Origin of the sequence: Sulfitobacter sp. CW3 (assembly GCF_019392245.1) — a bacterium.
In the GTDB taxonomy this organism is placed as follows: Bacteria; Pseudomonadota; Alphaproteobacteria; order Rhodobacterales; family Rhodobacteraceae; genus Sulfitobacter.
Genome location: NZ_JAHXRL010000553.1, coordinates 1 through 237, shown reverse-complemented (window position 1 = coordinate 237; position 237 = coordinate 1). Strand labels below are relative to the sequence as shown.

The following is a 237-nucleotide window of genomic DNA, read 5'->3' as shown; positions in this document are numbered from 1 at the left end:
AAGCGGCCGGAATATTTCGATGTCCCCGCCGCGATCCTGCGCCGCTGGCCGGCGAGAAAACCGTGCCAGCCGCTGAGCAGAAGCACGCCCAGAAGCTTGGTCAGCATCCACGGCTCGAGCAGGAAGGACGCGCCGCGCGCCACCGTGTCCAGGTGGATCAGCCACAGACCGAAGCCCCAGGCCAGGATCATGGCCGGATTGACGATGATGCGCAGCAGGCGGGTCTGCCAGGTCCGC

General features: G+C 67.1%; 1 protein-coding gene. It reads right to left on the bottom strand.

Features of this window, described 5'->3' with window-relative positions:
• Nucleotides 1–237 (bottom strand): CopD family protein (locus KZZ06_RS22210; protein ID WP_219582061.1); only part of this gene is annotated, 237 nt, incomplete at both ends.